The organism is Pseudomonas sp. P5_B2 (assembly GCF_056400445.1).
The window spans coordinates 1-1,293 of sequence record NZ_JBFULH010000926.1 but is presented as its reverse complement, the minus strand read 5'-3'; the positions used below and the strand labels follow the sequence as shown (position 1 = coordinate 1,293).

Below are 1,293 nucleotides of genomic sequence, written 5' to 3'. Positions count from 1 at the left end.
GGGTGATGAACGGGCAAGCGTCTGTTTGGTGGATGTGTTGATCACGGGCAATGCGTATCTGCGGGCGACGACTGAAAAGGCACGCATCGGCTACCTCTTGAGCGCCGGATATGCAGGTACCGAGAACTCTGCCAAGACGCTGATGGCGTTGGGGCGCAACGTGGGCAAGCACTTCGGGCTGCTCGATGCRGAACATTTGCCGACGACGTTGTTCGAGCAGTTTTTCGGCGGATGCTCGCTCGACGCCTGACTCACACACGACATTGAATCAGCGTGAAGCGTTCCTGGACGCTTCACCGTACTGGAAGCGACCATGCAAAGCCGAAACGGATTTCAGTTGTACTCTGCCTCAGATATCTGCGGTTTTCTTGAGTGCCAGCACCTCACGGCGCTGGACCTTCAGAACCTTGTCAGCCCTATGGAAAAAGCGGCGGCAAGCGAGCAGAACCGTTTGATCCAGGACAAAGGGCTGGCCCATGAAGCGGCTTTTTTCGAACGGCYCAAAATCCAATACGCCTACGTGGTCGACATTGCCGAGGGCAATCCGAGTTTCGCGCGTCGGGTGGAACTTACAATTCAGGCCATGAAGGCCGGCGCCGATATCATCTTCCAGGCGTCGCTTCAGGAAGGCGCCTTTATTGGTCATGCCGACTTCCTGCGCAAAGTGCCTCGGGCGTCGGCGCTGGGCGACCACAGCTATGAAGTGATCGACACCAAGCTGGCGAAAACGGCCAAGGCCAAGTTCCTCGTACAGGTTGCGCTTTATTCGCGAATGCTGATCTCGATCCAGGGCGTACAGCCACAGTTCATGTACATCGTACTCGGTGATGCTGCTCGTACCGAGCAGGCATTTCGGGTCGCCGACTACGCCGATTATCTGGAGCACGTGCTGCAGCGTTTCGATGCATTCGTGAACAGTGCCGAACCGCCAGTCACCTACCCCGAACCGTGCGGGCATTGTGGGTTCTGCGCCTGGCGTGATCGCTGCGACGAACAACGACAGCAGGACGATCACCTCTCAGCGGTAGCGGGTATCAGCCGTTCGCAAATCAAGAAGTTACATAGTGCCGGCGTGACCACATTGCACCAGCTGGCGGACAGTACCGACGACCTGCGCATCCCGAAGTTGCAGACAGAGTCGTTGAGCAAGTTGCGGCATCAGGCGCGGTTGCAGTTCCAGGGGCGCTCCAGTGATGTCCCATTGTTCGAGCTCCTGCCTGTCTTGGGTGAACGGCGTGGTTTCTATCGGATGCCCAAGGCGGTCGACGGTGATCTGTTCTTCGACATGGAGGG

Annotated in this window: 1 protein-coding gene and 1 pseudogene; both read left to right on the top strand. The window is 57.7% G+C overall.

Annotated elements, in window-relative coordinates; all coding sequences use genetic code 11:
- A pseudogene (locus AC1DRJ_RS28055) lies at positions 1-250 on the top strand (hypothetical protein); the annotation flags it as partial.
- 63 nt (positions 251-313) lie between these two features.
- The coding region (locus tag AC1DRJ_RS28050; protein ID WP_477805006.1) for a TM0106 family RecB-like putative nuclease at positions 314-1,293 on the top strand (980 nt) is incomplete at its 3' end.